At 60.2% G+C, this 25,229-nt stretch carries 21 protein-coding genes; 11 read left to right on the top strand and 10 right to left on the bottom strand.

What is annotated here, in order from left to right:
- Positions 1 to 129 precede the first annotated feature (129 nt).
- The 4 genes from xylB to JNB91_RS02905 all read right to left on the bottom strand — a co-directional run bounded on the left by xylB (position 130) and on the right by JNB91_RS02905 (position 5,700).
- Positions 130 to 1,584, bottom strand: coding sequence for a xylulokinase (xylB, locus tag JNB91_RS02890; protein ID WP_220324016.1), 1,455 nt, complete (start codon positions 1,582 to 1,584; stop codon positions 130 to 132).
- Positions 1,585 to 1,675: 91 nt separating this feature from the next.
- Positions 1,676 to 2,701, bottom strand: coding sequence for a LacI family DNA-binding transcriptional regulator (locus JNB91_RS02895; RefSeq protein WP_220324017.1), 1,026 nt, complete (start codon positions 2,699 to 2,701; stop codon positions 1,676 to 1,678).
- A gap of 148 nt (positions 2,702 to 2,849) precedes the next feature.
- Complete coding sequence (locus JNB91_RS02900; protein WP_220324018.1) at positions 2,850 to 4,436, bottom strand: DHA2 family efflux MFS transporter permease subunit; 1,587 nt, start codon at positions 4,434 to 4,436, stop codon at positions 2,850 to 2,852.
- Between the two features lie 58 nt (positions 4,437 to 4,494).
- Positions 4,495 to 5,700, bottom strand: a complete 1,206-nt coding sequence (locus JNB91_RS02905; protein WP_220324019.1) for an HlyD family secretion protein — start codon at positions 5,698 to 5,700, stop codon at positions 4,495 to 4,497.
- 133 nt (positions 5,701 to 5,833) lie between these two features.
- On the opposite strand from JNB91_RS02905, the gene JNB91_RS02910 reads away from it, so the two are divergent.
- Both JNB91_RS02910 and JNB91_RS02915 read left to right on the top strand, forming a co-directional pair.
- Positions 5,834 to 6,529 (top strand): TetR/AcrR family transcriptional regulator, encoded by a 696-nt coding sequence (locus tag JNB91_RS02910; RefSeq protein ID WP_220324254.1) that lies wholly within the window; start codon positions 5,834 to 5,836, stop codon positions 6,527 to 6,529.
- A gap of 107 nt (positions 6,530 to 6,636) precedes the next feature.
- Positions 6,637 to 7,407, top strand: a complete 771-nt coding sequence (locus JNB91_RS02915; protein ID WP_220324020.1) for a TerC family protein — start codon at positions 6,637 to 6,639, stop codon at positions 7,405 to 7,407.
- Positions 7,408 to 7,445: 38 nt separating this feature from the next.
- Here JNB91_RS02915 and JNB91_RS02920 read toward each other — a convergent pair whose 3' ends face one another.
- From JNB91_RS02920 to JNB91_RS02935, 4 genes are all read right to left on the bottom strand, one after another.
- Complete coding sequence (locus JNB91_RS02920) at positions 7,446 to 7,991, bottom strand: glutathione peroxidase (RefSeq protein ID WP_220324021.1); 546 nt, start codon at positions 7,989 to 7,991, stop codon at positions 7,446 to 7,448.
- Between the two features lie 68 nt (positions 7,992 to 8,059).
- The gene (locus JNB91_RS02925) at positions 8,060 to 8,818 is read right to left on the bottom strand and encodes an ABC transporter ATP-binding protein (RefSeq protein ID WP_220324022.1); all 759 of its coding nucleotides are present in this window, start codon (positions 8,816 to 8,818) and stop codon (positions 8,060 to 8,062) included.
- Positions 8,818 to 9,807 carry a FecCD family ABC transporter permease gene (locus tag JNB91_RS02930; RefSeq protein WP_220324255.1) on the bottom strand — a complete coding sequence of 330 codons (990 nt, stop codon included), beginning with the start codon at positions 9,805 to 9,807 and terminating at the stop codon, positions 8,818 to 8,820. The genes JNB91_RS02925 and JNB91_RS02930 overlap by 1 nt, the downstream gene beginning before the upstream one ends.
- 161 nt (positions 9,808 to 9,968) lie before the next feature.
- Positions 9,969 to 11,090, bottom strand: coding sequence for an ABC transporter substrate-binding protein (locus JNB91_RS02935; RefSeq protein ID WP_220324023.1), 1,122 nt, complete (start codon positions 11,088 to 11,090; stop codon positions 9,969 to 9,971).
- Between the two features lie 245 nt (positions 11,091 to 11,335).
- Between JNB91_RS02935 and JNB91_RS02940 the strand changes: the two genes are divergently transcribed.
- The 3 genes from JNB91_RS02940 (at position 11,336) to lysS (ending at position 16,445) form a co-directional block, all read left to right on the top strand.
- On the top strand, positions 11,336 to 13,105 hold the full coding sequence (locus tag JNB91_RS02940; RefSeq protein ID WP_220324024.1) for an SLC13 family permease: 1,770 nt from the start codon (positions 11,336 to 11,338) through the stop codon (positions 13,103 to 13,105).
- Positions 13,106 to 13,242: 137 nt separating this feature from the next.
- Complete coding sequence (gltX, locus tag JNB91_RS02945; RefSeq protein WP_220324025.1) at positions 13,243 to 14,700, top strand: glutamate--tRNA ligase; 1,458 nt, start codon at positions 13,243 to 13,245, stop codon at positions 14,698 to 14,700.
- Between the two features lie 248 nt (positions 14,701 to 14,948).
- Positions 14,949 to 16,445 carry a lysine--tRNA ligase gene (gene lysS, locus JNB91_RS02950; RefSeq protein ID WP_220324026.1) on the top strand — a complete coding sequence of 499 codons (1,497 nt, stop codon included), beginning with the start codon at positions 14,949 to 14,951 and terminating at the stop codon, positions 16,443 to 16,445.
- Between the two features lie 214 nt (positions 16,446 to 16,659).
- Here the strand turns inward: lysS and JNB91_RS02955 are convergent, their stop codons facing one another.
- On the bottom strand, positions 16,660 to 17,787 hold the full coding sequence (locus tag JNB91_RS02955) for a hypothetical protein (protein WP_220324027.1): 1,128 nt from the start codon (positions 17,785 to 17,787) through the stop codon (positions 16,660 to 16,662).
- 226 nt (positions 17,788 to 18,013) lie between these two features.
- Here JNB91_RS02955 and JNB91_RS02960 point away from each other — a divergent pair, with 226 nt between their 5' ends.
- The 6 genes from JNB91_RS02960 to JNB91_RS02985 all read left to right on the top strand — a co-directional run bounded on the left by JNB91_RS02960 (position 18,014) and on the right by JNB91_RS02985 (position 23,358).
- Positions 18,014 to 18,913 carry a metal ABC transporter substrate-binding protein gene (locus tag JNB91_RS02960; protein WP_220324028.1) on the top strand — a complete coding sequence of 300 codons (900 nt, stop codon included), beginning with the start codon at positions 18,014 to 18,016 and terminating at the stop codon, positions 18,911 to 18,913.
- The gene (locus JNB91_RS02965; RefSeq protein ID WP_220324029.1) at positions 18,910 to 19,821 is read left to right on the top strand and encodes a manganese/iron ABC transporter ATP-binding protein; all 912 of its coding nucleotides are present in this window, start codon (positions 18,910 to 18,912) and stop codon (positions 19,819 to 19,821) included. The genes JNB91_RS02960 and JNB91_RS02965 overlap by 4 nt, the downstream gene beginning before the upstream one ends.
- The gene (locus JNB91_RS02970; RefSeq protein WP_220324030.1) at positions 19,802 to 20,677 is read left to right on the top strand and encodes a metal ABC transporter permease; all 876 of its coding nucleotides are present in this window, start codon (positions 19,802 to 19,804) and stop codon (positions 20,675 to 20,677) included. The genes JNB91_RS02965 and JNB91_RS02970 overlap by 20 nt, the downstream gene beginning before the upstream one ends.
- The gene (locus JNB91_RS02975) at positions 20,674 to 21,507 is read left to right on the top strand and encodes a metal ABC transporter permease (protein WP_220324031.1); all 834 of its coding nucleotides are present in this window, start codon (positions 20,674 to 20,676) and stop codon (positions 21,505 to 21,507) included. The genes JNB91_RS02970 and JNB91_RS02975 overlap by 4 nt, the downstream gene beginning before the upstream one ends.
- A 61-nt stretch (positions 21,508 to 21,568) precedes the next feature.
- Positions 21,569 to 21,970 (top strand): MarR family winged helix-turn-helix transcriptional regulator, encoded by a 402-nt coding sequence (locus JNB91_RS02980; protein WP_220324032.1) that lies wholly within the window; start codon positions 21,569 to 21,571, stop codon positions 21,968 to 21,970.
- A 92-nt stretch (positions 21,971 to 22,062) separates the two neighbouring features.
- Positions 22,063 to 23,358, top strand: coding sequence for an MFS transporter (locus tag JNB91_RS02985; RefSeq protein WP_220324033.1), 1,296 nt, complete (start codon positions 22,063 to 22,065; stop codon positions 23,356 to 23,358).
- Positions 23,359 to 23,445: 87 nt separating this feature from the next.
- Here JNB91_RS02985 and JNB91_RS02990 read toward each other — a convergent pair whose 3' ends face one another.
- A complete protein-coding gene (locus JNB91_RS02990) occupies positions 23,446 to 25,149 on the bottom strand; it encodes a methyl-accepting chemotaxis protein (RefSeq protein ID WP_220324034.1) in 1,704 nt (567 codons plus the stop codon).
- Positions 25,150 to 25,229 lie beyond the last annotated feature (80 nt).

Genomic DNA, 25,229 nt, shown 5'->3' on the forward strand with positions numbered 1-25,229 from the left:
CGTTTCCTCCTTGGAAAACTCGTCGAAAAGAGTTTCGACATTCGTGAGGTACGTACCTCATTATAGGCCAAAAAAATGCGTCGGTTCGGCCCGGTTGGTGGGGAGGAGGTGCCCCCTCCCCGAGATGTATCAGCCGGCAATCGCGCGAATTGCCGGATAGGCGGCGCGGTAGCGTGCGTACGCGGTCTCATAAGCATCCGACAGGGCAGACACCGGCTCGATCGTCGCTTCCGTCTTCGGCGCCGAGCAGACGGAAACCGGATCGGCACCGGTTGCCGCGATCAGGCCCAGACGGGCGGCCCCGAAGGCCGCACCGAAATCGCCGTCTGCCGGAATGTCGACCGGCACGTTCAGCGAGGTTGCGATGGAAGACAGCCAGTAACGCGACCGCGAACCACCCCCGATCGCCGTCACGCGGGAAATCGAGGTTCCAGCGGATTTCAGCGCTTCGAGATTGTCCCGGATCGCAAAGGTCACACCTTCAAGCACCGCCTGCGTCAGCACCGGACGGCTCGACTCGTGTTCAAGGCCGATGAAGGCGCCGCGAATGACGGCATCGTTATGCGGCGTGCGTTCGCCGGAAAGATAAGGCAGGAAGGTCACGCCGGTCGGCGCCTTCAGCGTATCGCCGAGTTCGCCCGACAGTTCCGCCGCAGACTTGCCCATCACCTTCGCGTGCCAGTTGATCGCATCGGCCGCAGACAGGATGACGCCCATCTGGTGCCATGTCTTCGGCAGTGCGTGGCAGAAGGCATGAACAGCACTCTCCGGCTTCGGCAGATAGGAACCGTTGGCGGCAAACAACACGCCGGACGTGCCGAGCGACACGAAAGCCTGGCCTTCCTTCACCGTACCCATGCCGCAGGCGGAAGCCGCGTTGTCACCCGCCCCGCCGGCAACGACCACATCGCCGGCAATGCCCCATCTGGATTTCAGCTCGCCGCGCAGCTTGCCCGCCTGATCCGTACCCTCGACCAGCGACGGCATCTGCTCCTCGGAAAGATCGGTCGCGGCAAGCAGTTCGGACGACCATTTTCGTGCGCCGGTATCGAGCCAGGACGTGCCGGCAGAATCCGACATTTCCGAAATATGCTCACCCGTCAGCCAGAGCCGCAGGTAATCCTTCGGAAGCAGAACCTTGGCAACCTTGGCGAAGATTTCGGGCTCATTTTTCTTCACCCATGCCAGTTTCGGTGCGGTGAAACCGGGGAAGACGATATTGCCGGTGATCTTGCGAAAACGCGGATCGGCGTCCAGTGCTGCCGCCTCATGGAAGGAACGGGTATCGTTCCAAAGGATGCAGGGGCGCAGCACCTTGTCGTCAGCATCAAGCAGCGTCGCGCCGTGCATCTGGCCGGAAAGGCCGATCCCTTTGACCGCAGAAAGCTCTGCCGGATGCGCGGCCTTCAATCCCGCGATCGCTTCCTCGCAAGCTCGGATCCAGTGCGCAGGCTCCTGTTCCGACCAGCCGGAATGCGGGCGCGAAACATCAAGTGCGCCACTCGCCGAACCGATGATCGTCTGGTCGCCGTCAATCAGCATCGCCTTGACGCCGGAGGTACCGAGATCGAGACCGAGATACATGTCTTTTCCTTTCATCCAGCCCTTGGGCAGTCTTTTTTTGTTCAGAGCGCATCGTCTTCGGGAGATGGCCCACTTCAGTCGGGACGCACCCTCAAGGCATATTGTCCTTCAGGAATATGTCGATACGGATACGCTCCTGTGCCGCAATCACCGGCAGGCCGTCCGCCTTGCCTTTCAGCACCCGGATGGCGCTGCGGACCTCATGGCCAGCATCCTGATTGAGTACGGCATCGATAAGGCCCTCGGCGAGCGCCGCACGGGTCGTCCGCGTCAATTCGTGGGCCACCACAAGTGGCCGCGCATCGGGCGCGATCTCACGAACGGCATGCACGATGCCGCGATTGCCCGCACCAAGGCTGTAAAGGCCGATGATATCCGGATAGCGCTGCAGCACTGCAGACACGACATCGGCAGCAAGCGACGGGTCGTCGCGCGCCTCCATGACCGGCAGAACGGCAAGCCGCGGAAAGCTTTCGCCCATCACCGCAACGAACCCTTCCAGTCTTTCGCGATGGTCACGCACTAGCATCGAGCCGGCAAGAACGGCGATACGCCCCTCACGTCCGCCGGCAAACCGGCCGAGAAGATTGGCGGCCGTTCGTCCCGCCGCATGGTTGTCGATACCGGCAAAATGATCCCGCTCCGAACCGGGCAGGTCCGAAACCAGTGTGGCGACGGCAATCCCCACTTCCTTCAATCGGCCGACCGCCGCATGCACCTCATCGCCCTCCACGGCGACGAATGCGACACCATCCGGCATGTCGGCGGCAATCCGGTCAAGCGCATCCGCCAGCGCCGGCGCATCGAAGGGCGGCACCTCGACGATACGGATCTGCGTCCGCTCGGCGCCGGAGCGCGAGATCGCGGCCTCGACCTCGTCGCGGATGCCGATCATGAAGGAGTTGTCGTAATTAGGCAGCACGAATGCGAAGGAATAGGTCCGCCCCTTGGCAAGGTTGGCGGCAGCGACATCGCGCACATAACCGAGGCTCGATATTGCCTGTTCGACACGCTCGCGAGTGACATGGCGCACGCCCGGCCGTCCATTGAGCACGCGATCGACCGTCGCCAGACTGACGCCGGCACTTCGCGCGATATCATGGACTGTGGGCTTCATGAATTCCTCCGTGAAGCGTCGTAGCCCAGTTTTTGAGGTACGTAAATCAGAAAATCGCAGCGCCTGTGACATGCGACCAAAAAGGGGCCGTCCCCTTGCAGCGACGGCCCCTTTCGGCGGTGGTTTCCTGAAATCACTTACAAGACGATCAGTGACCGCCGCCACTTCGCCCTGTGATCTGCGGCGAAGGTTTTTCGATCATCGCGACACCCAGCACCATCAATCCGAACAGCACGGTCAGGATCAGGAAGACGTCGCTGAACGACATGACGACAGCCTGCTGCGTGACGAGATTGACCATCTGCCGGATCGCACCTGTCGCACCATCCAGTCCGGCTGCGTTGAGATTGGAGGTCATGCTGTTCAACTGGTCGACGGCTGTCGGATTGCCCCAATCGAGATGCTCGCGCAGCCGCTCGTAGTGCACGTCCTGACGGTTGGACAGCACGGTGCTGATGATGGCCAGCCCCACGGCGCCACCAAGGTTACGCGTCAGGTTGAACAGGCCGGATGCCCCGCGGATGCGCGACGGCGGCAGCGTGCCGAGCGCGATATTGTTGATCGGCACCATGCACATCATAAGGCCGAAACCGCGCAGGATCTGCGGAATGAACAGCTCGTAGAAGTCCCAGTCCACCGTGATCCCGGTCATGATGTATGTGCCGGCACCGAAGCTAACGAATCCCAGCACCATCATCGCCCTCAGGTCCATCACGGTCGACAGCTTGCCCGCGATCGGCGCGGTGAAGAACATCGCCAGACCCGAGACGAACATCGTTTCGCCAATCATCAGGCTGTCATAGTCGCGCACGCGGCTGAGATAGACAGGGTAGATATAGGTCAGCCCGTAAAGCCCGATCCCCATGACGAAGGAGAAGATCGAACCGAGTGCAAAATTTCGATTGGCGAATGCGGTCAGGTCCACCACCGGGAATTCCACCGTGAAGGCACGATAGAAGAACACCATAGCGCCGGCAGCGGAAGCGATCGCGCCGATGACGATCAGATGGTCGTTGAACCAGTCGTTGGAGTTGCCTTCTTCGAGCACATATTCCAGCGCACCGAGAAACACGCCCATCGAGAAAAGACCCCACCAGTCGAACTTCTTCAACAGCGAAAGCTCCGGCTTGTCGAAGTCGATGAAATTCCAGGCCACGATCGTAACGATGATGCCCGGCACGATGTTGACCAGGAACAACCAGTGCCATGAGAAGGCATGGGAAAGATAACCGCCGACGGTGGGGCCGATGGTCGGCGCAAGTGTCGCGATAAGCCCGATGATCGGCGAGACGATGGCGCGCTTCGACGGCGGAAAAATGGTGAAGGCCGCGGCGAATACGGAAGGGATCATGCCCCCGCCGATAAAGCCCTGGATGGCGCGATAGACGATCATCTGATCGATATTCGTCGCCGTGGCGCAGAGCGCGCTGGCAACCGTGAACCCGGCAGCAGAAGCGGCAAACAGATAACGGGTCGATATGATCCGCGCGAGCGTACCGGAAAGCGGGATCATGATGACTTCCGCGATCAGATAGGATGTCTGCACCCAGCCGATCTCATCCGAGCCGGCGGACAAACCCGCCTGGATTTCAGACAGCGACGCCGAGACGATCTGGATATCGAGGATCGACATGAACATGCCGAGCACCATGGCGAAGAAAGCGATCAGCTTTCTCCGATCCATCGGCTCATCTGCCGGTATTGATCCTGCAGTTGCTGTTGCGCTCCCAGCCATGGGACCACCTCCGCCCTTCAATCAGGGCCTGTTTGACGAGGAGCCGGACGAACGGCTGTTACTTCTGTGGAGCCGTGCGCGTATCGACATCGACCACGACGCTCAGACCAGCCCGAAGGCGACCGGTGTCGAGAGCATCCTGCGGCAGGGCGATACGCACCGGAACACGCTGGATGATCTTGGTGAAGTTGCCCGTCGCATTTTCCGGCGGCAGCAGCGAGAAGACCGAGCCGGAAGCCGGCGAGATCGATTCCACCGTTCCGGTGATCGGGTCGTCGCTATAGGCGTCGACATGCACCTTCACCTTGGAGCCCGGCTCCAGATGCTGGATCTGGGTCTCCTTGAAATTGGCATCGATATAAAGCTGGCGGGTAGGCACCAGCGCCATCAGCCGCTGGCCGGGCGAAACGAGATCACCCTCCTGAACCGAGCGGTTGCCGACGACGCCATCGTAGGGCGCCTTCAGCACCGTGAACGAAAGATCGCGGGCCGCCTTGTCGCGCTGCAGTTCCAGCGTACGCACAGAGCTTTCCGCCTCGTTACGCTGCGCTTCGAGGATCGTGATGTTGGCCTGGGCCGACTTGATCGCGGCCTCGCCGCCGATCAGGTTGGCATGCGCCTGATCGAGCGCCACATTGGCGCTGTCGAGATCGGCAGCCGTGCCGACCGACTTGGTGGCAAGTTCCTGCTGGCGTTTCTGAGTGATCTCGGCGCCGCGAACGGCAGCTTCGAGCGCAACCTTTGAAGCCTGCGCCTGTGCAAGGCTTGCCTCGGCACCTTCCACCTGTGCATCGATGCGCGACAGCGACAGCTTTTCGGTCTCGACCGCCGCATTGGCCTGGTCGAGCGCGTTCTGGTAGTCGCCATTGTCAAGCGTAGCCAGCACATCGCCGGCCTTCACCTGCTGGTTGGCAACCACATTGACCTTGGCAACGAAGGCCGTCACTTTAGGAGAAATCGTAGCGATATCGCCTTCGATATAGGCGTCGTCGGTCGACACCATGAAACGGCCAGTGGTCCACCATTCATAGCCATACCAGGCGCCACCGGCGAGAAGTGCGAGCACGACAACCGGAAGCACGACGCCGCGCTTCTTTTTCTTGGGCGCATCAGCCGTCTGGGCCGGAGCCTGCGACTGTGTCGGCGCAGCAGGTGCTGCTTCGGCCACAGCGGGGCTTGCATCGCCCTGCTCCTGCGTCTTGTTCACGTCGATGTCATCGCTTTTTACTGTGCGCAGAGCGCCGGCATTTTTAGAAGCCGTCATAGGTATAACCATCGTTGAAGGAGGTTGAAACCAATCGAACCGATCAGTTCGGAGCATTGACATAAAGCCTTCCTTGCCACATATCAAGTCCAGATCGAACCGAGCGGTTCGAAAAAAGTTGGAAATGGAAAAAATGACGCCGAAAGGGTTAAAAAAGGTCTCGCTAAAGGAAGCTACCAAGGCTTCCGGCCGCTTTGCAGCGGGAGAGGATCCCGTAAAGCGCGAGCAGATCCTCGATGGGGCCAAGCGCGTGTTCATGCGCATGGGTTTCGATGCGGCGAGCATGAACGACATCACCCGCGAGGCAGGCGTTTCCAAGGGAACGATCTATGTCTATTTCGCCAACAAGGAAGACCTGTTCGTCGCCATGGTCGAGGCCGAGCGCGAGGTGTTTCTCGGTGCGATGAGAACCGTTCTGGCCAAGAGCGAGAATATCGACAAGGGTCTTTACGAGTTCGGCGTCACCTTCCTTGAACATATGACCGACGAAAAAGTCGTCACCGCGATGCGCACGGTGCTCGGCGTTCGCGAACGCATGCCCGATCTCTGTTCCCGTTTTTTCCGCGGCCCGCAGAACTTGAGAACGGTGCTGAACGACTATCTCGGTCAGGGCGTCGCCGCCGGCACGCTCGAGATCGACGATCTCGATCTCGCCGCTGGCCAGTTCCTCGATCTCGTCAGCGGCAGTTTCTTCAAATTCCGGCTGTTCGGCACCATGCCGGAGCCACCGTCGCGGCAGGAAATCGAGCGCGTTATTCGTGGCGCAATCCGTGTTTTCATGGCAGCTTATGCATCAGGTAACAAACCCGTGATCGCAAAGGCCGTCTGAACGGGGCAAATTGTCGCTTCATTGGCTCAACCTCCTCTTGTTTTTAGGCAGCAAGCCCCCAAATGCGGCGGGCATTTACCGCCTTTGATTGAAAACAGGAGATATGGATGGACATTGCAGCGCTCTTAGCAGACCCGGGGGCCTGGGTAGCGCTCGTAACACTCGTGGTCATGGAAGTCGTGCTCGGCATCGACAACCTGATCTTCATTTCCATCCTGACCAACAAGCTGCCGCCTGAGCATCGCGAGAAGGCACGCAAGATCGGTATCGGTCTGGCACTGATCATGCGTCTCGGCCTGCTCGGCACAATCGCCTGGATCGTCCAGCTGACCAACCCGATCTTCGAGGTTTTCGGCCAGCCCTTCTCCTGGAAGGACCTGATCCTCATCGCCGGTGGCCTGTTCCTCGTCTACAAGGCGACCAAGGAAATCCATCATTCTGTCGATGTCGTCGATCACAAGGAAGATCTTGTCGGTGCTGGTTCGGAAGTCGTGCAGATGAGCTTCAGCGCGGCAATCGTGCAGATCCTCATTCTCGATCTGGTCTTCTCGATTGACTCGATCATCACCGCTGTCGGCATGACGCCGCATCTGCCGATCATGATCGTCGCCGTCGTCGCAGCCGTCACCGTCATGCTGCTTGCCGCAACGCCGCTCGCCAACTTCATCGAGCGCAACCCGACCATCGTCATGCTGGCACTCGGCTTCCTGCTGATGATCGGCGCGACGCTGATCGCGGAAGGTTTTGGCGTCCATGTGCCTAAGGGCTACATCTACGCCGCCATGGCCTTCTCGGCTTTGGTCGAGATGCTCAACATGTGGTCCAGAAACGCCAAGGCCAAAAACAAGGCCAAGGGCGGCGGCGAAACGCACCATTGATCTAAGGAAAAGGGCGCCCAAGGCGCCCTTTTTTATTATCAGTTTTTCGCCAGTTCGCGATCCAGCACGGCGATCAACCGGCTATCCTCAGCGGTCACATCCGGCGCAAAACGCGCCACAATCTTTCCGTCACGGCCGATCAGGAACTTCTCAAAATTCCAGACGATCTCCCCGTCATCGGCGATCTCCATGCCGTGAGCGCGCAGCCGTTCCTTCATCGGACCGTCGCCCGTGGTCGAAACGCCCGAACCGGTAAGCGCCTTGTAGAGCGGGTGCTTGTCCTCGCCCTTTACAGAGATCTTCGAAAAGATCGGGAATTTCACGTCATAGGTCAGCTGGCAGAACTCAACGATCTCAGCATCCGTGCCCGGCTCCTGTTCCTTGAAATTGTTCGCCGGGAAAGCCGTGATGACGAACCCTTCGTCTCGCTTGTCTTCATAGAGCTTTTCCAACCCTTCATACTGCTTGGTCAGCCCGCATTTGGAGGCGACGTTCACCACCAGCATGACCTGCCCCTTGTAATCGCCAAGCGTGGTCTCGCTCCCGTCAGTGCGTTTGACGGGAATGGAAAGAATATCGGTCATGGAAAACTCCTCGGGAGATGCAATGCGGATGCGCGCAGCTTAATACGCACATCCGGCTTGTCCATGGCTCAGGCGACCTCGTCGATCAGCACCTGGATCTGGCCGCGTGAACAGCGCTCGATCCGGCCCGTCACGCCATAGACCTGGTTGAGTACGTCAGGTGTCAGCGCCACCTCTGGCTCACCATCGGAAACCACTCGCCCGCCGGACAGCAGGACCAGCCGCTCGCACCAGCGGCAGGCAAGACCGAGATCATGCAGAACCGCGATCGAGATGATCCCCTGCTCCTCGGTAATCTCCCGGATCGTGCGCATGACGCGGATCTGATGGGCAACGTCGAGCGCCGAGGTCGGCTCGTCGAGCAGCAGCACGCGCGGCTTGCGCACCAGCGCCTGCGCAAGGCTGGCCAGCTGCCGCTGACCGCCGGAAAGCGAATCCAGCTGCGCCATGGCAAGATTGCTGATCCCGAGCCTGTCCAATACCGCAAGCGAGCGCTTCACCGCATCCGGATCACGTGACGAGGCGCGAAGTGCCCCGATCGTTGCCTCCAGCACCGTCAGCGCCACCCGCTGCGGCAGCGATTGCGGCATATAGGTGATCGCCCGTGCCCGCTCAGCCGGCGATTGCCGGGTGATGTCGGCGCCATCCAGATGCAGCACCCCACCTGCCTTGTGCAGACCCGCAAGCGAACGCAGCAGCGTTGACTTTCCGGCGCCGTTCTGGCCGAGAAACGCCGTGATCGTCCCGGCCGGCATCGCGGAAATATCGACATCTTTCAGCACCGGCTTTTTGCCGTAACCGGCAGAGAGTTTTTCGACCGAAAGCATCAGGATTTCCCTGCTTTGGAAAAGATCAGGGCAAGGAAGAACGGCACGCCGATCAGCGAGGTGACGATACCGACCGGGATCAGCACGCCCGGCACGATGATCTTGCTGGCGGCCGATGCGAGCGCCATGACCAGCGCGCCGCACAGCATGCTCGCCGGCAGGAAGAACCGATGATCCTCGCCAACCAGAAGCCGTGCGATATGCGGCCCGACGAGACCGATGAACCCAATCGTGCCGACGAAGGAAACGGAGGTCGCGGCGAGAATGCTGACGCGCAGCAGTGAGAAGAACCGCAAACGCGTCACGTCGATGCCGAACGAGCGCGCCCGGTCCTCGCCGAGCCTCAACGCCGTCAGCTTCCAGCAGGCCGCCATCGAGAACGGCACGACGCAGGCCATGACCAGCGCCATGATCTGCAGCTTCGTCCAGGTCGAGCGGGTCAGGCTACCCATGCTCCAGAACACGAGCTGCTGCAGCGCCTCGGCGGAAGCGACGAACTGCATGATGGCGACTAGCGCGTTGAAGATGAAGACGAGCGCAATGCCGAACAGCACGAGCGTTTCGACACCCGCGCCGCGCAAGCCGGAAAGCGCCTGCAGAAGCAGAACCGAGCCGAAAGCAAAGATGAATGCGTTGGCGGGAATGAACCACTCGGCCGGCAGGCCCGGAATGCCGAGCTGCAGCACGATGGCAAGCGCCGCACCGAAGGATGCGGCGGACGACACACCGAGCGTAAAGGGGCTTGCCAGCGGATTGTCGAGAATGGTCTGCATCTCGGCACCGGCAAGCGACAGGGAAGCACCGACAAGCAGAGCCATCAGCGAATAGGGCAGCCGCACGTCGACGACGATCGCCCGCACGCCCCGGCTGACACTCTCCGGTTGGAAGATCGCGGCCAGTACGTCACTGGGTGAAAGACCGGAAGACCCGACGCAGACATCGATCACTGCCGCGGCGCAAAGCGCCACGGCAAGAATGATCAGCATCATCACTTTCACGCGGATCTTGCCATGATAGGCACGCTCCGCCTCCGCCAGCAGAACCGGCGAATTGTGTTCGGCAATACTCAAACGATGCTCCGATGCTGGAGTTTTAAAAACAGATGGATGGAGCAGCTTCGCGTGTGGAAAGGCGAAGCTACTCCAAAAAATTACTGCGTTACCGGTGCCGAGGCGCCAAGCACGACAGGTGCATCGGGGATCTTGGTGAAGGTCTTAATCAGCGTCGCATAGGTCGCGGCGGGATCGAGATCCTTGAAGGCTTCTGGATACATGAAACTCGCCATGTATTCGAGGCCGACGATATTATACGGATGGTTGTAGAACTGATGGTAGAGACCGTAGACACGGCCATCCTGCACCGCCTTCATCGCCGCAAAGCCGTCGCGCTGTTCCAGCTTGCCGAGTGCGGCCGAAACCTGCTGCGGCGTGACGTTGTAGCCGAAAGGTGCCGCCGAGTTCTCCGGGTTCGTCCACTGCGAACCGGACATGATGTAGACATCCGGCGGGTTGGAGCCGAGCAGCGCTTCGAGCGACACCGTACCCGTCTGGCCCGGCAAAAGCTTGGAACCGATATTGTTGCCCTTCAGCGAGGTGACGAGCTTGCCAAAGCCGGTATCACCGTGAGTAAAGCAGCAACCGTCACCCTTGTTGCCGGCCTTGGCTTCGACGAAGACGTTCGGATGTGTCTCCTGTTTGGCGATGACCTCGTTCAGATGGTCGAGATGCTGCTTGTAGAAGGATACATATTCGGCGGCTTCCTTCTCGCGATCCATGACCTTGCCGAGCACTTCGACGCTTTCCGTCGTGTGGCCGACCGGCTCTTCCATCACGTCCAGATAGACGACAGGGATATCAAGCGCCTTCAGCTTTTCCTCGATACCGCCTTCCTTGAAGGATTTCTGTGCCCGCATCTGAGCGACGACGACATCAGGCTTGGCGGCGATGACCGCTTCCAGATCGGTTTCACCATCCTCGGAAAGGCTCATCACCGGCGGCGCCTTGCCGAAAGCCTGGTCCATCAGCTTGGCGGTACCCGGATCCGACTTAACGAAATTGGAACTCCAGCCGACGACACGTGCATAGGGGTTGTCGCGATCGAGCAATGCAACGGTCAGCATGTCGCGACCATCCTGCAGAATGATCCGCTCGGGTTTCTTGGTGATCGTCACGCTGCGACCAGCGACATCGGTGATGTTTGCCGGATAGTCGGTGGCGAAAGCGGTGGATGCACCAAGCGCAAGGGCGAAAGCGGAAAATACGATCGGTCTCATGGGTGTCCTCTGTGTGTCCGTTGCATCAGATCTCCTCCCGGTTGCGGACCTACGACCATTTCATGACCAAAACAATCAACTTTCACTTGAAAAATGGCCCTGTTCCGATGACCCCACCCAATTCGCAGTAGAATTGTACAAATCGGCAATATCCTGCATCCGCGTTTGAAACGATCCGGCCTCTCGGGCATTATTGCGTCACTCGACACCACCCGCCTCGCCGCACGCATACCCCCCGGAGCCGCATGACAACCCAGCAGATCCTCGCCTTCGCCGTCATCGCCGCGATGATGGCCGTGTTCATCTGGGATCGGTTTCGCTATGATGTGGTCGCCTGTTGCGCGCTGGTATTGGCGGTAGCGCTTGGTGTCGTGCCAACCGATCAGGCATTTTCCGGCTTTTCCGACGACATCGTCATCATCGTCGGCTCAGCACTTGTCGTCTCCGCAGGTGTGGCACGCTCCGGCATCGTCGATCTGGCGATCAAGAAATTCTTCCCCAATCTCAACACGCTGCACACGCAGCTTGCCCTGTTGATGATCGTAGTGGCGATCCTCTCCGCCTTCATCAAGAATATCGGCGCACTCGCCATCATGATGCCGGTCGCCTTCCAGTTCGCCAAGAAGTCCGGCGCCTCACCGTCGAAATACCTTATGCCGATGGCCTTCTCCGCACTGCTCGGCGGGCTGATGACCCAGATCGGCACCTCGCCCAATATCGTCGTTTCGCGCATCCGTGAAGAACTGACCGGCCAGTCCTTCACCATGTTCGATTTCACCCCGATGGGCGTCATCCTCTGCGTTGTCGGCATCACCTTCCTGCTTTTCTTCCATTGGCTGGTACCCAGCCGTACGAAGGAAAACAACTCGATCGAGGAAGCCGTCGAGATCAAGAACTACACGTCAGAAGTGATGGTGACGGCGCAATCCACCGTGCTCGAAAAACGGCTGGGCGAACTGCTGAAGCTTGGCGATGGCGAAGTGATCGCCAACGCCGTGCTGCGCGGCACTGCCCGCATGGCGCCATTCCCGGACCTCACCCTGCGGGAAAACGATATCGTCCTGCTCGAAGGCCCATCCAAGGCGCTGGACCGCATCGTCTCGAACGCCAAGCTGCAATTGTCCGGCAAGCCGCTGACCGGCGAACAGGCGCAGGGCGATATCATCTCGGTCGAAGCGATCATCAGCCAGGAATCACCGCTGAAAGGCCTGTCCGCCAAGGAACTGGCACTCTCCTATACCCGCGGCGTCAATCTTCTTGCGATCAGCCGTCATGGCGAACGCGTGAAGGAGCGCCTAGGCAGACTGACGCTTGCGGCCGGCGACGTGATCGTGTTGCAGGGCTCGCGAAAGACGATGCCAACCATCATGCAGGATTTTTCCCTCCTGCCGCTCGCCCAGCGCGAAGTGCTGCTCGGCACCCGCCGCCGCGCCTATATCCCGCTCATCATTCTTGCGCTCGCCATGGCGGCGACTGCCGTCGGCCTCGCCCCGGTTCCGGTCGCCTTCTTCGCCGCAGCCCTCGGAATGGTCGTCTTCCGCTGCATCCCGCTCACCGATTTCTACAAGTCCGTCGACGGGCCGATCCTCGTCATGCTGGCAGCGCTCATTCCCGTCTCCGACAGCCTGCGCACCACAGGCGGCAGCGACCTGATCGCCGGCTGGCTCGGCGAGGTCGCGGCCACCCTGCCGGCCTGGGGCGCCCTTGGCCTCATCCTTGTCACCGCAATGGCCGTCACCCCCTTCCTCAACAATGCTGCGACCGTGCTGGTCATGGGTCCGATCGCTGCAAGCTTTGCCACCAATCTCGGTTTCAAGCCCGAGGCCTTCCTGATGGCGGTGGCGATCGGCGCCGGCTGCGATTTCTTGACCCCCGTCGGCCACCAGTGCAACACGCTGGTCTTCGGTCCGGGCGGCTACAAATTCTCCGATTACCCGAGGCTTGGTCTGCCTTTGTCCTTCCTCATCATCCTCGTCAGCATTCCGGCCTTGCTCTACATCTGGCCAGTCGGTTGATACAGGTAAGATCCTGCTAGGGCCGTTGGGCCTAAAAACCTTGACGCTTCGGCCTGAATATGGCCTAAGCCTGCCCCAATCCCTATTCCCGGAACAGGCTTGGCGCATTCGGTTGCGCCGCGAAATAGAGCAGCACAATGATCAACCCGACCCCACGCGTCCGCATCGCTCCCTCGCCGACCGGCGAGCCGCATGTCGGCACCGCCTATATCGCCCTTTTCAACTACCTCTTTGCAAAGAAGAACGGCGGCGAATTCATCCTGCGCATCGAGGATACCGATGCCACCCGCTCGACGCTCGAATTCGAGGAACGGGTTCTGGATGCGCTGAAATGGACGGGTCTGAAATGGTCGGAAGGCCCGGATGTCGGCGGCCCCTACGGTCCCTACCGCCAGTCAGAGCGCAAGGACATGTACCAGCCCTATGCACAGGACCTGCTCGACAAAGGCCATGCCTTCCGTTGCTTCTGCACGCCCGAGCGGCTCGAGCAGATGCGCGAAGGCCAGCGCGCCGCCGGCAAGCCGCCGAAATATGACGGCCTCTGCCTGCATCTGACGGCCGAGGAAGTGACCTCGAAAATGGCAGCCGGCGAAAGCTCCGTCGTGCGCATGAAAGTCCCGACCGAAGGTTCCTGCGATTTCAACGACGCCGTTTACGGCGACGTGTCGATTCCGTGGGATTCGGTTGACATGCAGGTCCTCATCAAGGGCGACGGCATGCCGACCTATCACATGGCAAACGTCATCGACGACCACCTGATGAAGATCACCCACGTCGCCCGCGGCGAGGAGTGGTTGGCATCTGTGCCGAAGCATATCCTGCTTTACCGCTATTTCGGCTGGGAAGCGCCGGTCTGGATGCACCTCTCGCTGATGAGGAATGCCGACAAGTCGAAGCTCTCCAAGCGCAAGAACCCGACCTCGATCAGCTATTACTCTGCTTTGGGCTACCTGCCGGAAGCGCTGATGAACTTCCTCGGCCTGTTCTTCGTGCAGATCGCCGAAGGTGAAGAACTGCTGACCATGGAAGAGCTGACGGCAAAGTTCGAGCCGGACGCACTCTCCAAGGCCGGCGCGATTTTCGACCTGCAGAAGCTCGAATGGCTGAACGGCCGCTGGCTGCGCGAAAAGCTGACGCCGGAAGAATTCGTCGCCCGCACGCTCGAATGGGCGATGGAAAACGACCGCCTGAAGCAGGGTCTGCTGCATTCGCAGAGCCGCGTCTCCAAGCTCGGCGACCTGCCGAACCTTGCCGGCTTCCTGCTCGCCGCCGATGTCGGCCTCACACCGGCATCCTTCGCCGGCCTGAAGACCTCGCCGGAAGACACGCTCCTGATCCTCAACACGGTCCAGGCCGACATCGAAAAGATGATCGAGTGGAATGTCGAGGCGATTGATGCCGAACTGCGCGCCGTGGCCGACAAGCTTGAGAAGAAGCTGCGCGTTGTCACCCCGCCGCTCTTCATCGCCATGTCCGGCTCGTCTCGCTCGCTGCCGCTGTTTGACTCGATGGCCATCCTCGGCCGCTCCGTCGTGCGCCAGCGCCTGAAGATCGCAGCAACGGTCGTCGCCTCTATGGTGGGCGACGGGAAGTAATATCGAGAGCTGCCGGCAACGGCAGTGCCCTGAAATACCCCCCTCTGCCCTGCCGGGCATCTCCCCCACAAGGGGGGAGATCCTCAAGGGGCACTGCCCTGTGCCTTATCGATCGTCGAATGCCTGACATGCGACGCCAAAGAGAGGACAAGGAAAGTGCTTCATCTGATCTCCCCCCTTGTGGGGGAGATGTCCGGCAGGACAGAGGGGGGTAACCGCAACGAATACAGCCCTTAAAGGCGAACACGATGACCGACAACAAGACCGAAACCGCCCTCTCCTCCGACGTCACCGAAGTGCGCGCGCAAAAGCTCGCAAAGCTGCGCGAAACCATCGGCGATGTCTATCCGGCACATTTCCACCGCACCATGACCAATGCGGAACTGGCTGCGAAATACGAGGCGCTGGAGCCGGACACGGAAACCCAGGACGTCGTAACGGTCGCCGGCCGCGTCTATTCCTCGCGCAACTCCGGCATGTTCATGGATATCCATGACGCCTCCGGAAAAATCCAGATCTTCTCCCACAAGGATGTCACACCCGAAGAAGCGCGCAACATGCTGCCGCTGATCGATCTCGGCGACATTATCGGCGTCACCGGCACCGTACGCCGCACCAAGCGCGGCGAACTGTCGATCAACGCGCGTGAGATCACCATGCTGACCAAGTCGCTTCTGCCGATGCCGGAAAAGTGGAACGGCATCGCCGATGTCGAGATCCGTTATCGCAAGCGCCACCTCGACATCATGAGCAACGAAGAATCGAAGCTGCGCTTCCAGCAGCGCTCGAAGATCGTCTCCGGCATCCGCCACTTCATGGAGAGCGAAAACTTCCTCGAAGTCGAAACTCCGATGCTGCAGACGGTTTATGGCGGCGCTACCGCCGATCCGTTCAAGACCTTCCACAACACGCTGAAGATGGACATGTACCTGCGCATCGCGCCGGAACTGTTTTTGAAGCGCACGCTGGTCTCGGGCCTGTCCGACAAGGTGTTCGAAATCAACCGCAACTTCCGCAACGAAGGCGTCTCCACCCGGCACAATCCTGAATTCACCATGATGGAATGCTACTGGGCCTATGCCGATTACGAGGACGTCATGGGCCTCGTCGAACGGCTGTTCGAAACCTTGGCCGTCTCCCTTCACGGCACGCCGGATGTGACCTTCGGCGACAAGCAGATCTCCTTCAAGGGTCCGTTCAAGCGCGTGCCGATGCCCGACGCCGTCAAGGAAGCGACCGGCATCGACTTCCTGGCGATCAAGACGGATGAAGAAGCCCGCGCTGCCGCCAAGGCTGCCGGTTTCGAGGTCGAGAAGGACTGGACCTGGGGCGAATGCCTTGCCTTCATCTTCGAAGAGAAGGTCGAAGGCACGCTGATCCAGCCGAGCCACGTCACCCACTTCCCGAAGGATATTTCGCCGTTTGCCAAGGAAGTGCCGGGCGAGCCGCGCCTCGTCGAGCGTTTCGAGACCTATTGCAACGCCTGGGAAGTCGGCAACGCCTTTTCCGAACTGAACGACCCGGAAGAACAGCGCAAGCGCATGGTCGAGCAGCTGGAACAGGCGCATGCCCGCGGCGAAAAGGATAAGCAGCTGGACGACGAATTCCTCGACGCGATCGACCAGGGCATGCCGCCGGCCGGTGGCCTCGGCATCGGCGTCGACCGTCTCGTCATGCTCCTGACCAACGCCCCGTCCATCCGCGACGTCATCCTCTTCCCGGCCCGCAAGGCCAAGGCGGACTGAGGAACATTTGGGGCTCTGCCCCCTCACTTGCAATTTCTGAAACTTAGCCTTTGGCTAAGATTTCGAAATTGCTTTCTCTCCCACAAGGGGAGAGATACCGGTGAGGCACGCTCAGCGCCTTACCTCTCCCCTTGTGGGAGAGGTTACAAAATCAAGATCTTAGCCAAAGGCTAAGTCTTAGATTTTGTTGGTGAGGGGATTATCCGCCGCTCGATCAATCCGCCGGCGGAGCGGCATCTACCGCAGGCGCCGCCTGCTGTGCCCTGAACTTCTCCAACCATGCGGCACCGGCTGCATCGGCAGCGTTCGCACCGGAATGAGCATCAGCCTGAGCGGCTTCAGCCTCTGGCTCCGGCTTGCCCTCACCCTCGGCGGCAGTCCCCGAATGGATCTCGTCGGCAGCATCCGATTTCGACCAGCCCTTGCCGCCCTCGGCGGTTGTTCTCGGCTCGCGTGCGGGCTCGGCAGGCGCGGATGCGTGGCTGACATCGGCCTTGGCTTCCGTTTGCGCAGGAGAAGCCTTCTCTTCGCCCTCAGACGCAGCATCATGACCGGCAGCGGGCGCTTCTTCCTTCGCACCGAAAACCATGCCGGTAATCGAGCTCAGGAAACCGCCGCTCTCAGTCGCGGCAACTTCTTCGGCCTTGCCTTCTTCCTGTTTGCCTTCCGCCTGCTTGCCATGGGCACCTTCGGTTGCCGGCGCAGCGCCATGACCCGATGCCTTTTCGCCGCCAGCCGGCGCTCCGTGTCCGGATGCCTTCGCCGTCGCCCCGCCCTCCGGCAGCGACGGATCGAAACAGTCCGCCTTGTCGGTCAGATGCGCGTCGAGATGCTCGATATCTTCCAGCGGCAGATCGACCCGCATGCCGTAGAAATGCCCGTTGGAGCTCGGCGCACCATCGAGGTAATAGGCGGAATAATTCTCGGTCTGTGCGCCTGTGGGCATCTTGGATGGGTCGGGGATATAGACGACCTGCGCGGCAATCGCCCGCCCGCGCATCTCGGCCGTATCCTTCGGTCCAGCGCTGTCGATCATTGCCACCTGCACAAGACCGGCCTTTTCCTTTTCCTGCACAGCCCGCGCCACGCGTAGGGCCGTCTTCAGGCGTGCAATGCCGTCACCACCCTGGTCGCTGGTGACGTATTTGCGTATCCAGATGCTGCCGTCACGGCGCATCTTCTGCGTCTGCAAGGTCGTGCAGGTCAGGCCGTTAATGTCTTTATAGGAAGGGCCGAGAATCTTGTCGGTTCCGATCAGCACCGCCGCCGAACCACTCGCACCACAAAGGACCAATGCACCGCTGAGAAGGAAAACGAATTTCTTCGACAGCCGGATCTTCATTTGCCAACACCCGGCATATCTAACTCCAGTCACGCAATACAAGTCATGGAACAATAAGAGCATATTCGCCCAATCTTATTGAAGAAGCTTTAAGCGGATTTGTCAGGCCACCGTTCCAAAGCGGGACTCCGATCTTATTGCGAATGATTTGCAATAGCATTGACAGGCGGATTTTTGCCGCTAAGTTAAGTTGCGAATGATTTGCAACAGCAACAACGGATCACGAATGTCGTTTTTGAAAATTGCATGCCTCGGCACCGGCCTCCTCGCCGGCCTGATCTCCTTGCCCTTTTCCGTCTCCGCTGAGGAAAAGCCCAAGGTCGTCACCACTTTCACCATCATCGCCGACATGGCGAAAAATGTCGCCGGCGATGCAGCTGACGTTGAAAGCATCACCAAGCCAGGCGCCGAAATCCACAATTACCAGCCGACACCGCGTGATCTGCTGCGCGCCCGTGACGCAGACCTGGTCCTGCGCAACGGCCTCAATCTCGAACTCTGGTTCGAACGCTTCCTCAAAAATCTTGGCGACGTGAAGAACGTCACCGTGTCTGATGGCGTAACCCCCATGGCGATCGCCGGCGGTGCCTATCAGGGCAAGCCTAATCCTCACGCCTGGATGTCGCCCGAAAACGCCATCATCTATGTCGAAAACATTCGCAAAGGTCTGACCGAAGTCGATCCGGCCAATGCCGAAACCTATGCCGCCAACGCCAAGGCCTACACCGACAAGATCAAGGCCCTTGTCCAGCCGATCCGCGACGAACTGGCGAAACTGCCGGAAAGCCACCGCTGGCTGGTTACGAGCGAAGGTGCCTTCTCCTATCTCGCCCGTGATTTCGGCCTGAAGGAACTCTATCTCTGGCCGGTCAATGCCGACAGCCAGGGCACGCCCCAGCAGGTACGCGCCGTCATCGATGCCATGCGCGAGCATGACGTGAAGGTGATCTTCTCCGAAAGTACCGTCTCCGACAAGCCGGCCAGGCAGGTCGCCTCCGAAACCGGCGCCGCTTACGGTGGCATGCTCTATGTCGACTCGCTGAGCGAGACGGACGGCCCTGTACCGACCTATCTCGACCTGCTACGCGTCACATCGGAAACCGTCGCGAAAGGTCTGGCGCAATGATGATGGGCAAAACGAAGCCGACCACGGTCGGCCTCAAGCTCGACAATGTCAGCGTCGCCTACCGCAATGGTCATACGGCGCTCAAACATGCCAGTTTCGAAGTGCCGAAGGGTACGATTACAGCACTTGTCGGCGTCAATGGCGCCGGCAAGTCTACGCTTTTCAAGGCCATCATGGGCTTTGTCACGCTCACCGAAGGTTCGGTCCAGATCCTCGGAATGCCCGCCCGCGAGGCCTTGAAGAAAAACCTCGTCGCCTATGTGCCGCAATCCGAAGAGGTCGACTGGAACTTCCCTGTCCTCGTGGAAGACGTGGTAATGATGGGCCGTTACGGCCACATGAACTTCCTCCGTATCCCGTCGCGCCGCGACCATGAGATGGTCACCGAAGCGCTGAAGCGGGTCAACATGCTGGAATACCGCAAACGCCAGATCGGCGAGCTTTCCGGCGGCCAGCGGAAGCGTGTCTTTCTCGCCCGCGCGCTCGCCCAGGAAGGTCAAGTCATCCTTCTCGACGAGCCCTTCACCGGCGTCGACGTGACAACCGAAGAACAGATTATCGCGTTGTTGAAGGCGCTGCGCGACGAAGGCCGCGTCATGCTGGTCTCAACCCACAATCTCGGCAGCGTTCCGGATTTCTGCGACCGCACCGTCTTCGTCAAAGGCACCGTGATCGCCTATGGCAAGACGGCGGATACGTTCAACGAAGCCAATCTGGAAAAGGCCTTCGGCGGCGTGCTGCGCCACTTCATCCTCGGCGGTTCCGACCTACATGACGACGAGGACCCTCGCCACGTCAAGGTCATCACCGACGACGAACGCCCCTTCGTCACCTATGGAAACGGCACCCAGAAACCCAAGGTGAGAAGAAAGAAGAAGGATGGCGTAAATGCTCCAGACGCTTCTTGAACCCTTCACCTACGGCTACATGCTGAATGCCATCTGGGTTTCGGCCCTGGTCGGCGGCGTCTGCGGCTTTCTTTCCGCCTACCTGATGCTGAAAGGCTGGTCGCTGATCGGCGATGCGCTCTCGCACTCGATCGTCCCGGGCGTCGCCGGCGCCTATATGCTCGGCCTGCCGTTCTCGATCGGCGCCTTCATGTCCGGCGGCCTTGCAGCGCTCACCATGCTGTTCCTCAACCAGCGCACACGATTGAAGGAAGACGCCATCATCGGCCTGATCTTCACCTCCTTCTTCGGGCTTGGCCTGTTCATGGTGTCGCTCTCGCCAACCTCGGTCGATATCCAGACCATCGTCATGGGCAATGTTCTGGCCATCTCGCCAGGAGATACGCTGCAGCTCGTCATCATCGGCACCGTCAGCCTCATCATCCTGACCTTGAAGTGGAAGGACCTGATGGTCGCCTTCTTCGATGAAAATCATGCCCGCACGATCGGCCTGAAGCCCGATGCGCTGAAAGTGATGTTCTTCGCCCTGCTCGCCGCCTCCACCGTCGCAGCCATGCAGACGGTCGGCGCCTTTCTGGTCATCGCCATGGTCGTGACACCGGGTGCGACCGCCTACCTGCTCACCGACCGCTTCCAGCGTGTCATTCTGCTGGCACTGGGCATCGGTGCTGCGACGAGCTTCCTCGGCGCCTATCTCTCCTACTTCCTTGATGGCGCAACCGGCGGCATCATCGTCGTGTTGCAGACGGCCATCTTCCTCGTCGCTTTCGTTTTCGCTCCCAAGCACGGCATGCTCGCCGCCCGCCGTCGGGTAAAGGCATCGTTGGAGGAAGCAACCCCGGAGAGGGCATCATGAGCGACCTGATCGAACTCCTCCTCTTCCCCTTCCAGATCGACTTCATGCGGACCGCATTTGCGGTGACGCTGCTGATCGCCCTGCCGATGGCGATCCTCTCCTGTTTCCTCATCCTCAAGGGCTGGTCGCTGATGGGCGACGCCGTCTCGCACGCCGTCCTGCCGGGCATCGTCATCGCCTACATTTTGGCTATTCCGCTCTCGATTGGCGCCTTCACCGCTGGCATGGTCTGCGCGCTTGCCACCGGCTTCCTCAAGGAAAACAGCCGCATCAAGGAAGATACGGTGCTCGGCATCGTCTTCTCCGGCATGTTCGGCCTTGGCCTCGTGCTCTATGTCAACGTCCAGGCCGATGTGCATCTCGACCATATCCTGTTCGGCGACATGCTCGGCATCCTGCCGCAAGACCTGATCGAGACGACGGTGATTGCCATTGCCGCCACCATCTTCCTCGTCATCTTCCGCAAGGACCTGCTCGTCCACGCCTTCGATGAACAGCATGCCAAGGCAATCGGCCTGCCCACCCGCCTGCTGCATTATGGCCTGCTCGCAGTCCTGTCGCTGACGGTCGTCGGGGCGTTGAAGGCGATCGGCATCATTCTTTCGGTGGCTCTCCTGATCGCCCCCGGCGCCATCGCTTTCCTGCTGACCCGCCGTTTCACCGCCATGCTTCTGACAGCGGTTGCAGTGGCACTCGGCTGCTCCCTCGGCGGCATCTATCTGAGCTTCTTCCTCGATAGCGCCCCCGCCCCCACCATCGTGCTTCTGATGACGATAACCTTCATCGTCACCTTCATTCGCACCATGCTCGCCTCCCGCGCCGCGGCCTGATCAGGTCGCGGGCATATACCCGCTTGCGTAACGGCGGATCCGGGTATATACACGCATCAAGATGTCGAACGATACATGTCACTGCATCCTGTTGCGCAAGGCAACCCGCAAGGTCTCGTCCTATTATGACGAGGCGCTGGCGCCGCTCGGCGTCAATATCGGCCAGTTCAGCCTGCTGAGAAACATCCGCAGGATGGAGCCGGTGTCGCTGACCGATCTGGCGCATAAGGTCGAATTGGATCGCTCGACCGTCGGCCGCAATGCCAAGGTGCTGGAACGGATGGGCCTGATCGCCATCGGCCACGGCGAGGATCAGCGTGAGGCCGTTCTGACGATAACGCCGAAAGGCCGGGAAATACTGGAAAAGGGCGCGCCCCTCTGGGATGGCGTGCAGGACGATATAGAGGCTCGCCTCGGACACGAAAAAGCTCGGCAGTTGCAGGACCTGCTCGCAGAACTGTGATTTTTGAACACGATACGGGTATCTACCCGCTAATGCGGGCGCATACCCACAAAAAGCAGCCGCAACCCGGCGGCAAACGAAGGGAACCACGGATGATATCGACAGGCGTTGCCGGCTGGATGGCGGCAAGAAAACTCCACTATGGATGGGTCGTTGCAGCCACCACCTTCCTGACCATGCTGGCGACCGCCGGCGCCATGGGTTCGGCCGGCGTGATGATCCAGCCGCTGCACCAGGAATTCGGCTGGGATATCGCCGATATCTCCACCGCCATGGCCGTTCGCCTCGTACTTTTCGGCCTGCTCGGGCCTTTCGCCGCCGCCTTCATGAACCATTTCGGCGTTCGTCAGGTCGTCTCGACGGCGCTGGGCATGATCATCTTCGGCATCGTCGCCTCCTTCTTCATGACTGAAGTCTGGCAATTGCTGCTGCTCTGGGGCGTCGTCATTGGTGTCGGCACCGGCATGACGGCTCTGGTGCTTGGCGCAACCGTCGCCAGCCGCTGGTTCTCAAAACGCCGCGGCCTCGTCGTCGGCCTGATGACAGCAAGCAACGCCACCGGCCAGCTCGTTTTCCTGCCCATTCTCGCAGCCCTGACGGAAGCCTATGGATGGCGCACGGCCCTCACGCTGACCGTCGCCGTCCTTGCCACGACCTTTGTGCTCGTCCTGCTGCTGATGCGTGACCACCCGGCCGATGTCGGCCTGCCCGCCTATGGCGAAACCGCCGTCAACAAGGCTCCAAAACAGGATCACAAGCTTCTCGCCACGCTCCTGTCCCCGCTCGTCACCCTGAAAAGCGTTTCCGGTAATCCGGTCTTCTGGGTTCTGTTCGGCACCTTCTTCGTCTGCGGCCTGTCCACCAATGGCCTCATCCAGACGCACTGGATCTCGATCTGCGGCGATTTCGGCATGGCGGCAGTCACCGCCGCCGGCACGCTTGCCGTCATCGGCATCTTCGATTTCATCGGCACGATCTTCGCCGGCTGGCTCTCAGACCGTTACGACAACCGGATCCTGCTTTTCTGGTTCTACGGCTTGCGCGGCCTGTCGCTGATCTACCTGTCCATGTCAGGTTTCAGCACGCTCGAACTCTCCGTCTTCGCGATATTCTACGGCCTCGACTGGGTGGCAACAGTACCGCCGACGGTCAAGCTTGCGGCGGAAAACTTTGGTCGCGAAAAAGCCGGTCTCGTCTTCGGCTGGGTCTTCACCGGGCATCAACTCGGGGCAGCAACCGCAGCCTTCGGCGCCGGCTGGTTCAAGAGCGACTACGATACCTACATGCCCGCCCTGCAGATCGCAGGCGTCATGTGCATGCTCGCCGCAGTCTCGGTCATGCTGCTCAGGAAGCCGGGAAAGCCGGCGCTTGCAACACAGGCGGCTTGAGATATCTCCGTCCTGAAACCACGAAAGGCCCGACAATCGCCGGGCCTTTCTGATGAACGTGATCCGCTCAGGGAAGCGGTGAAGACGTCATGCCGCCTTGCTGCGAGCCGAAGTCTCCGAACCCGGCTCGCGAATGCGGTTACGCCGATTGAGCTTGAAATGATTGACCAGTTCGACCAGCTGCGCAGCACCCGCCGCCAGCGATCGGCTGATCGTGGTCGTCCGCTCCACCATGACGGCATTCTGCTGGGTCATCCGATCGAGCTGCGAAACCGTGCTGTTGATCTCCGAGAGGCCGGTTGCCTGCTCCTGCGCCGCTGTCGCCAGCGACTGCACATTGCTGTCGATCGACGCGACGAAGGTCTCGATCTCCTGCAGCGCCGAGCCGGTCTCGTCCACCAGCCGCACGCCTTCCGTCACCTCGCGGCCTGACTTGTCGATCAGCGTCTTGATTTCCTTGGCAGCCGTTGCCGAGCGCTGGGCAAGTTCGCGCACTTCCTGCGCGACGACAGCAAAACCTTTGCCTGCCTCACCAGCACGTGCAGCCTCGACACCGGCATTCAGCGCCAGAAGATTGGTCTGGAAAGCGATCTCGTCGATCACGCCGATGATCTTGGTGATCTCACCCGATGCATCCTCGATCCGCTTCATCGCCGTGATCGTTTCCTGCACCACGCTGGACGAAGCCGTTGCAGCCTCAAGCGCATTTTTCACCAGCTTGCGGGTCTCTACCGTGTTGGCAGACGATGCGCGAACGGTCGAAGTCACCTGCTCCAGCGCAGCAGAAGCCTCCTCCAGCGATGCCGCCTGCTCCTTCGTGCGGGCAGACATCTGGTCGGCCGCCTCATGCATTTCCTGGCTGGAACCGTTCAGCATGCCGGTCTGCCTCAGCACACCCATCAGCGTTTCCTGGAACGCGCCGATCGAGGCATTGAAGTCGCGCCGCAGCGGCTCGAACTCGGAGCCGAACGGAACGTCAATCGTCTGGCGGATATTGCAATCCGCAAGACGCCCGAGCCCCGCGCCCAGTTCCTTGACCACCGTCATGCGCTCGGAAACATCCGTCGCGAACTTCACCACCTTGAACACGCGGCCGCTGTCGTCGATGATCGGATTGTAGGACGCCTGGATATAGATCGGCTCGCCCTTTTTATTGACCCGTGTAAACTGCCCGGTCGAGAACCGCCCCGAGCCAAGCTCGCGCCAGAACTGCTTATACTCGCTCGAGCGCGCATAATCCGGCTCGCAGAACATCGAGTGATGCCGCCCGACGATCTCGCCCAGCTGATAGCCCAGCGCACTGAGGAAGTTCTCGTTGGCCGTGATGATCTCACCTTCCGGCGTGAATTCGATCACCGCCTGCGCCCGAGACAGCGCCTCCAGCTTGCCGCGGTTTTCCAGCGCATCCTTGCGCGATGCCGTAATGTCCGTGGCGATCTTCACCACCTTGTAAGGCTTGTTGCCCTTGAAAAGCGGATTGTAGGAAGCCTCGATCCAGACCTCACGGCCACCCTTGCCGAAACGCTTGTATTTGCCCTGATCGAACTTGCCCTTCGCCAGCCCCGCCCAGAAATCTGCATAGTCCTTCGACGCCGCATCTGCCGGGTCGACAAAGATCCGGTGATGCTTGCCGACGATCTCGGGCAGCGAATAGCCGACCGTCCGGCAGAAATTCTCGTTGGCAGTCAGGATGATGCCGTTGAGGTCGAACTCGATGATCGCCTGCGAGCGATTGAGCGCCTCGACAAGCGCTGCGTTGGACTGCATGTGGCCGAAAGGCAAACCGACCATGGATATCTCCGCTTGGCTAATTTTGCGGCAAGACTATCCATCTTTAATAAAGTTTAAGTTAATTAAGCAGTTGATCGCAT

The sequence above is a fragment of the Aliirhizobium wenxiniae genome (genome assembly GCF_019511445.1).
GTDB classification, from domain to species: domain Bacteria; phylum Pseudomonadota; class Alphaproteobacteria; order Rhizobiales; family Rhizobiaceae; genus Neorhizobium; species Neorhizobium wenxiniae_A.

What these genes read in the sequence shown, in the direction of transcription:
- JNB91_RS02900 (WP_220324018.1), bottom strand. Translation starts at nt 4,436, where the DNA reads ATGGCTGGGAGCGCAACAGCAACTGCAGGATCAATACCGGCAGATGAG.
- JNB91_RS02910 (WP_220324254.1), top strand. Translation starts at nt 5,834, where the DNA reads ATGACGCCGAAAGGGTTAAAAAAGGTCTCGCTAAAGGAAGCTACCAAG.
- JNB91_RS02915 (WP_220324020.1), top strand. Translation starts at nt 6,637, where the DNA reads ATGGACATTGCAGCGCTCTTAGCAGACCCGGGGGCCTGGGTAGCGCTC.
- JNB91_RS02955 (WP_220324027.1), bottom strand. Translation starts at nt 17,787, where the DNA reads ATGAAGATCCGGCTGTCGAAGAAATTCGTTTTCCTTCTCAGCGGTGCA.
- JNB91_RS02920 (WP_220324021.1), bottom strand. Translation starts at nt 7,991, where the DNA reads ATGACCGATATTCTTTCCATTCCCGTCAAACGCACTGACGGGAGCGAG.
- JNB91_RS02975 (WP_220324031.1), top strand. Translation starts at nt 20,674, where the DNA reads ATGAGCGACCTGATCGAACTCCTCCTCTTCCCCTTCCAGATCGACTTC.
- xylB (WP_220324016.1), bottom strand. Translation starts at nt 1,584, where the DNA reads ATGTATCTCGGTCTCGATCTCGGTACCTCCGGCGTCAAGGCGATGCTG.
- JNB91_RS02965 (WP_220324029.1), top strand. Translation starts at nt 18,910, where the DNA reads ATGATGATGGGCAAAACGAAGCCGACCACGGTCGGCCTCAAGCTCGAC.
- JNB91_RS02930 (WP_220324255.1), bottom strand. Translation starts at nt 9,807, where the DNA reads ATGATGCTGATCATTCTTGCCGTGGCGCTTTGCGCCGCGGCAGTGATC.
- JNB91_RS02990 (WP_220324034.1), bottom strand. Translation starts at nt 25,149, where the DNA reads ATGGTCGGTTTGCCTTTCGGCCACATGCAGTCCAACGCAGCGCTTGTC.
- JNB91_RS02925 (WP_220324022.1), bottom strand. Translation starts at nt 8,818, where the DNA reads ATGCTTTCGGTCGAAAAACTCTCTGCCGGTTACGGCAAAAAGCCGGTG.
- JNB91_RS02895 (WP_220324017.1), bottom strand. Translation starts at nt 2,701, where the DNA reads ATGAAGCCCACAGTCCATGATATCGCGCGAAGTGCCGGCGTCAGTCTG.
- JNB91_RS02985 (WP_220324033.1), top strand. Translation starts at nt 22,063, where the DNA reads ATGATATCGACAGGCGTTGCCGGCTGGATGGCGGCAAGAAAACTCCAC.
- gltX (WP_220324025.1), top strand. Translation starts at nt 13,243, where the DNA reads ATGATCAACCCGACCCCACGCGTCCGCATCGCTCCCTCGCCGACCGGC.
- JNB91_RS02980 (WP_220324032.1), top strand. Translation starts at nt 21,569, where the DNA reads ATGTCGAACGATACATGTCACTGCATCCTGTTGCGCAAGGCAACCCGC.
- JNB91_RS02960 (WP_220324028.1), top strand. Translation starts at nt 18,014, where the DNA reads ATGTCGTTTTTGAAAATTGCATGCCTCGGCACCGGCCTCCTCGCCGGC.
- JNB91_RS02940 (WP_220324024.1), top strand. Translation starts at nt 11,336, where the DNA reads ATGACAACCCAGCAGATCCTCGCCTTCGCCGTCATCGCCGCGATGATG.
- lysS (WP_220324026.1), top strand. Translation starts at nt 14,949, where the DNA reads ATGACCGACAACAAGACCGAAACCGCCCTCTCCTCCGACGTCACCGAA.
- JNB91_RS02905 (WP_220324019.1), bottom strand. Translation starts at nt 5,700, where the DNA reads ATGACGGCTTCTAAAAATGCCGGCGCTCTGCGCACAGTAAAAAGCGAT.
- JNB91_RS02970 (WP_220324030.1), top strand. Translation starts at nt 19,802, where the DNA reads ATGCTCCAGACGCTTCTTGAACCCTTCACCTACGGCTACATGCTGAAT.
- JNB91_RS02935 (WP_220324023.1), bottom strand. Translation starts at nt 11,090, where the DNA reads ATGAGACCGATCGTATTTTCCGCTTTCGCCCTTGCGCTTGGTGCATCC.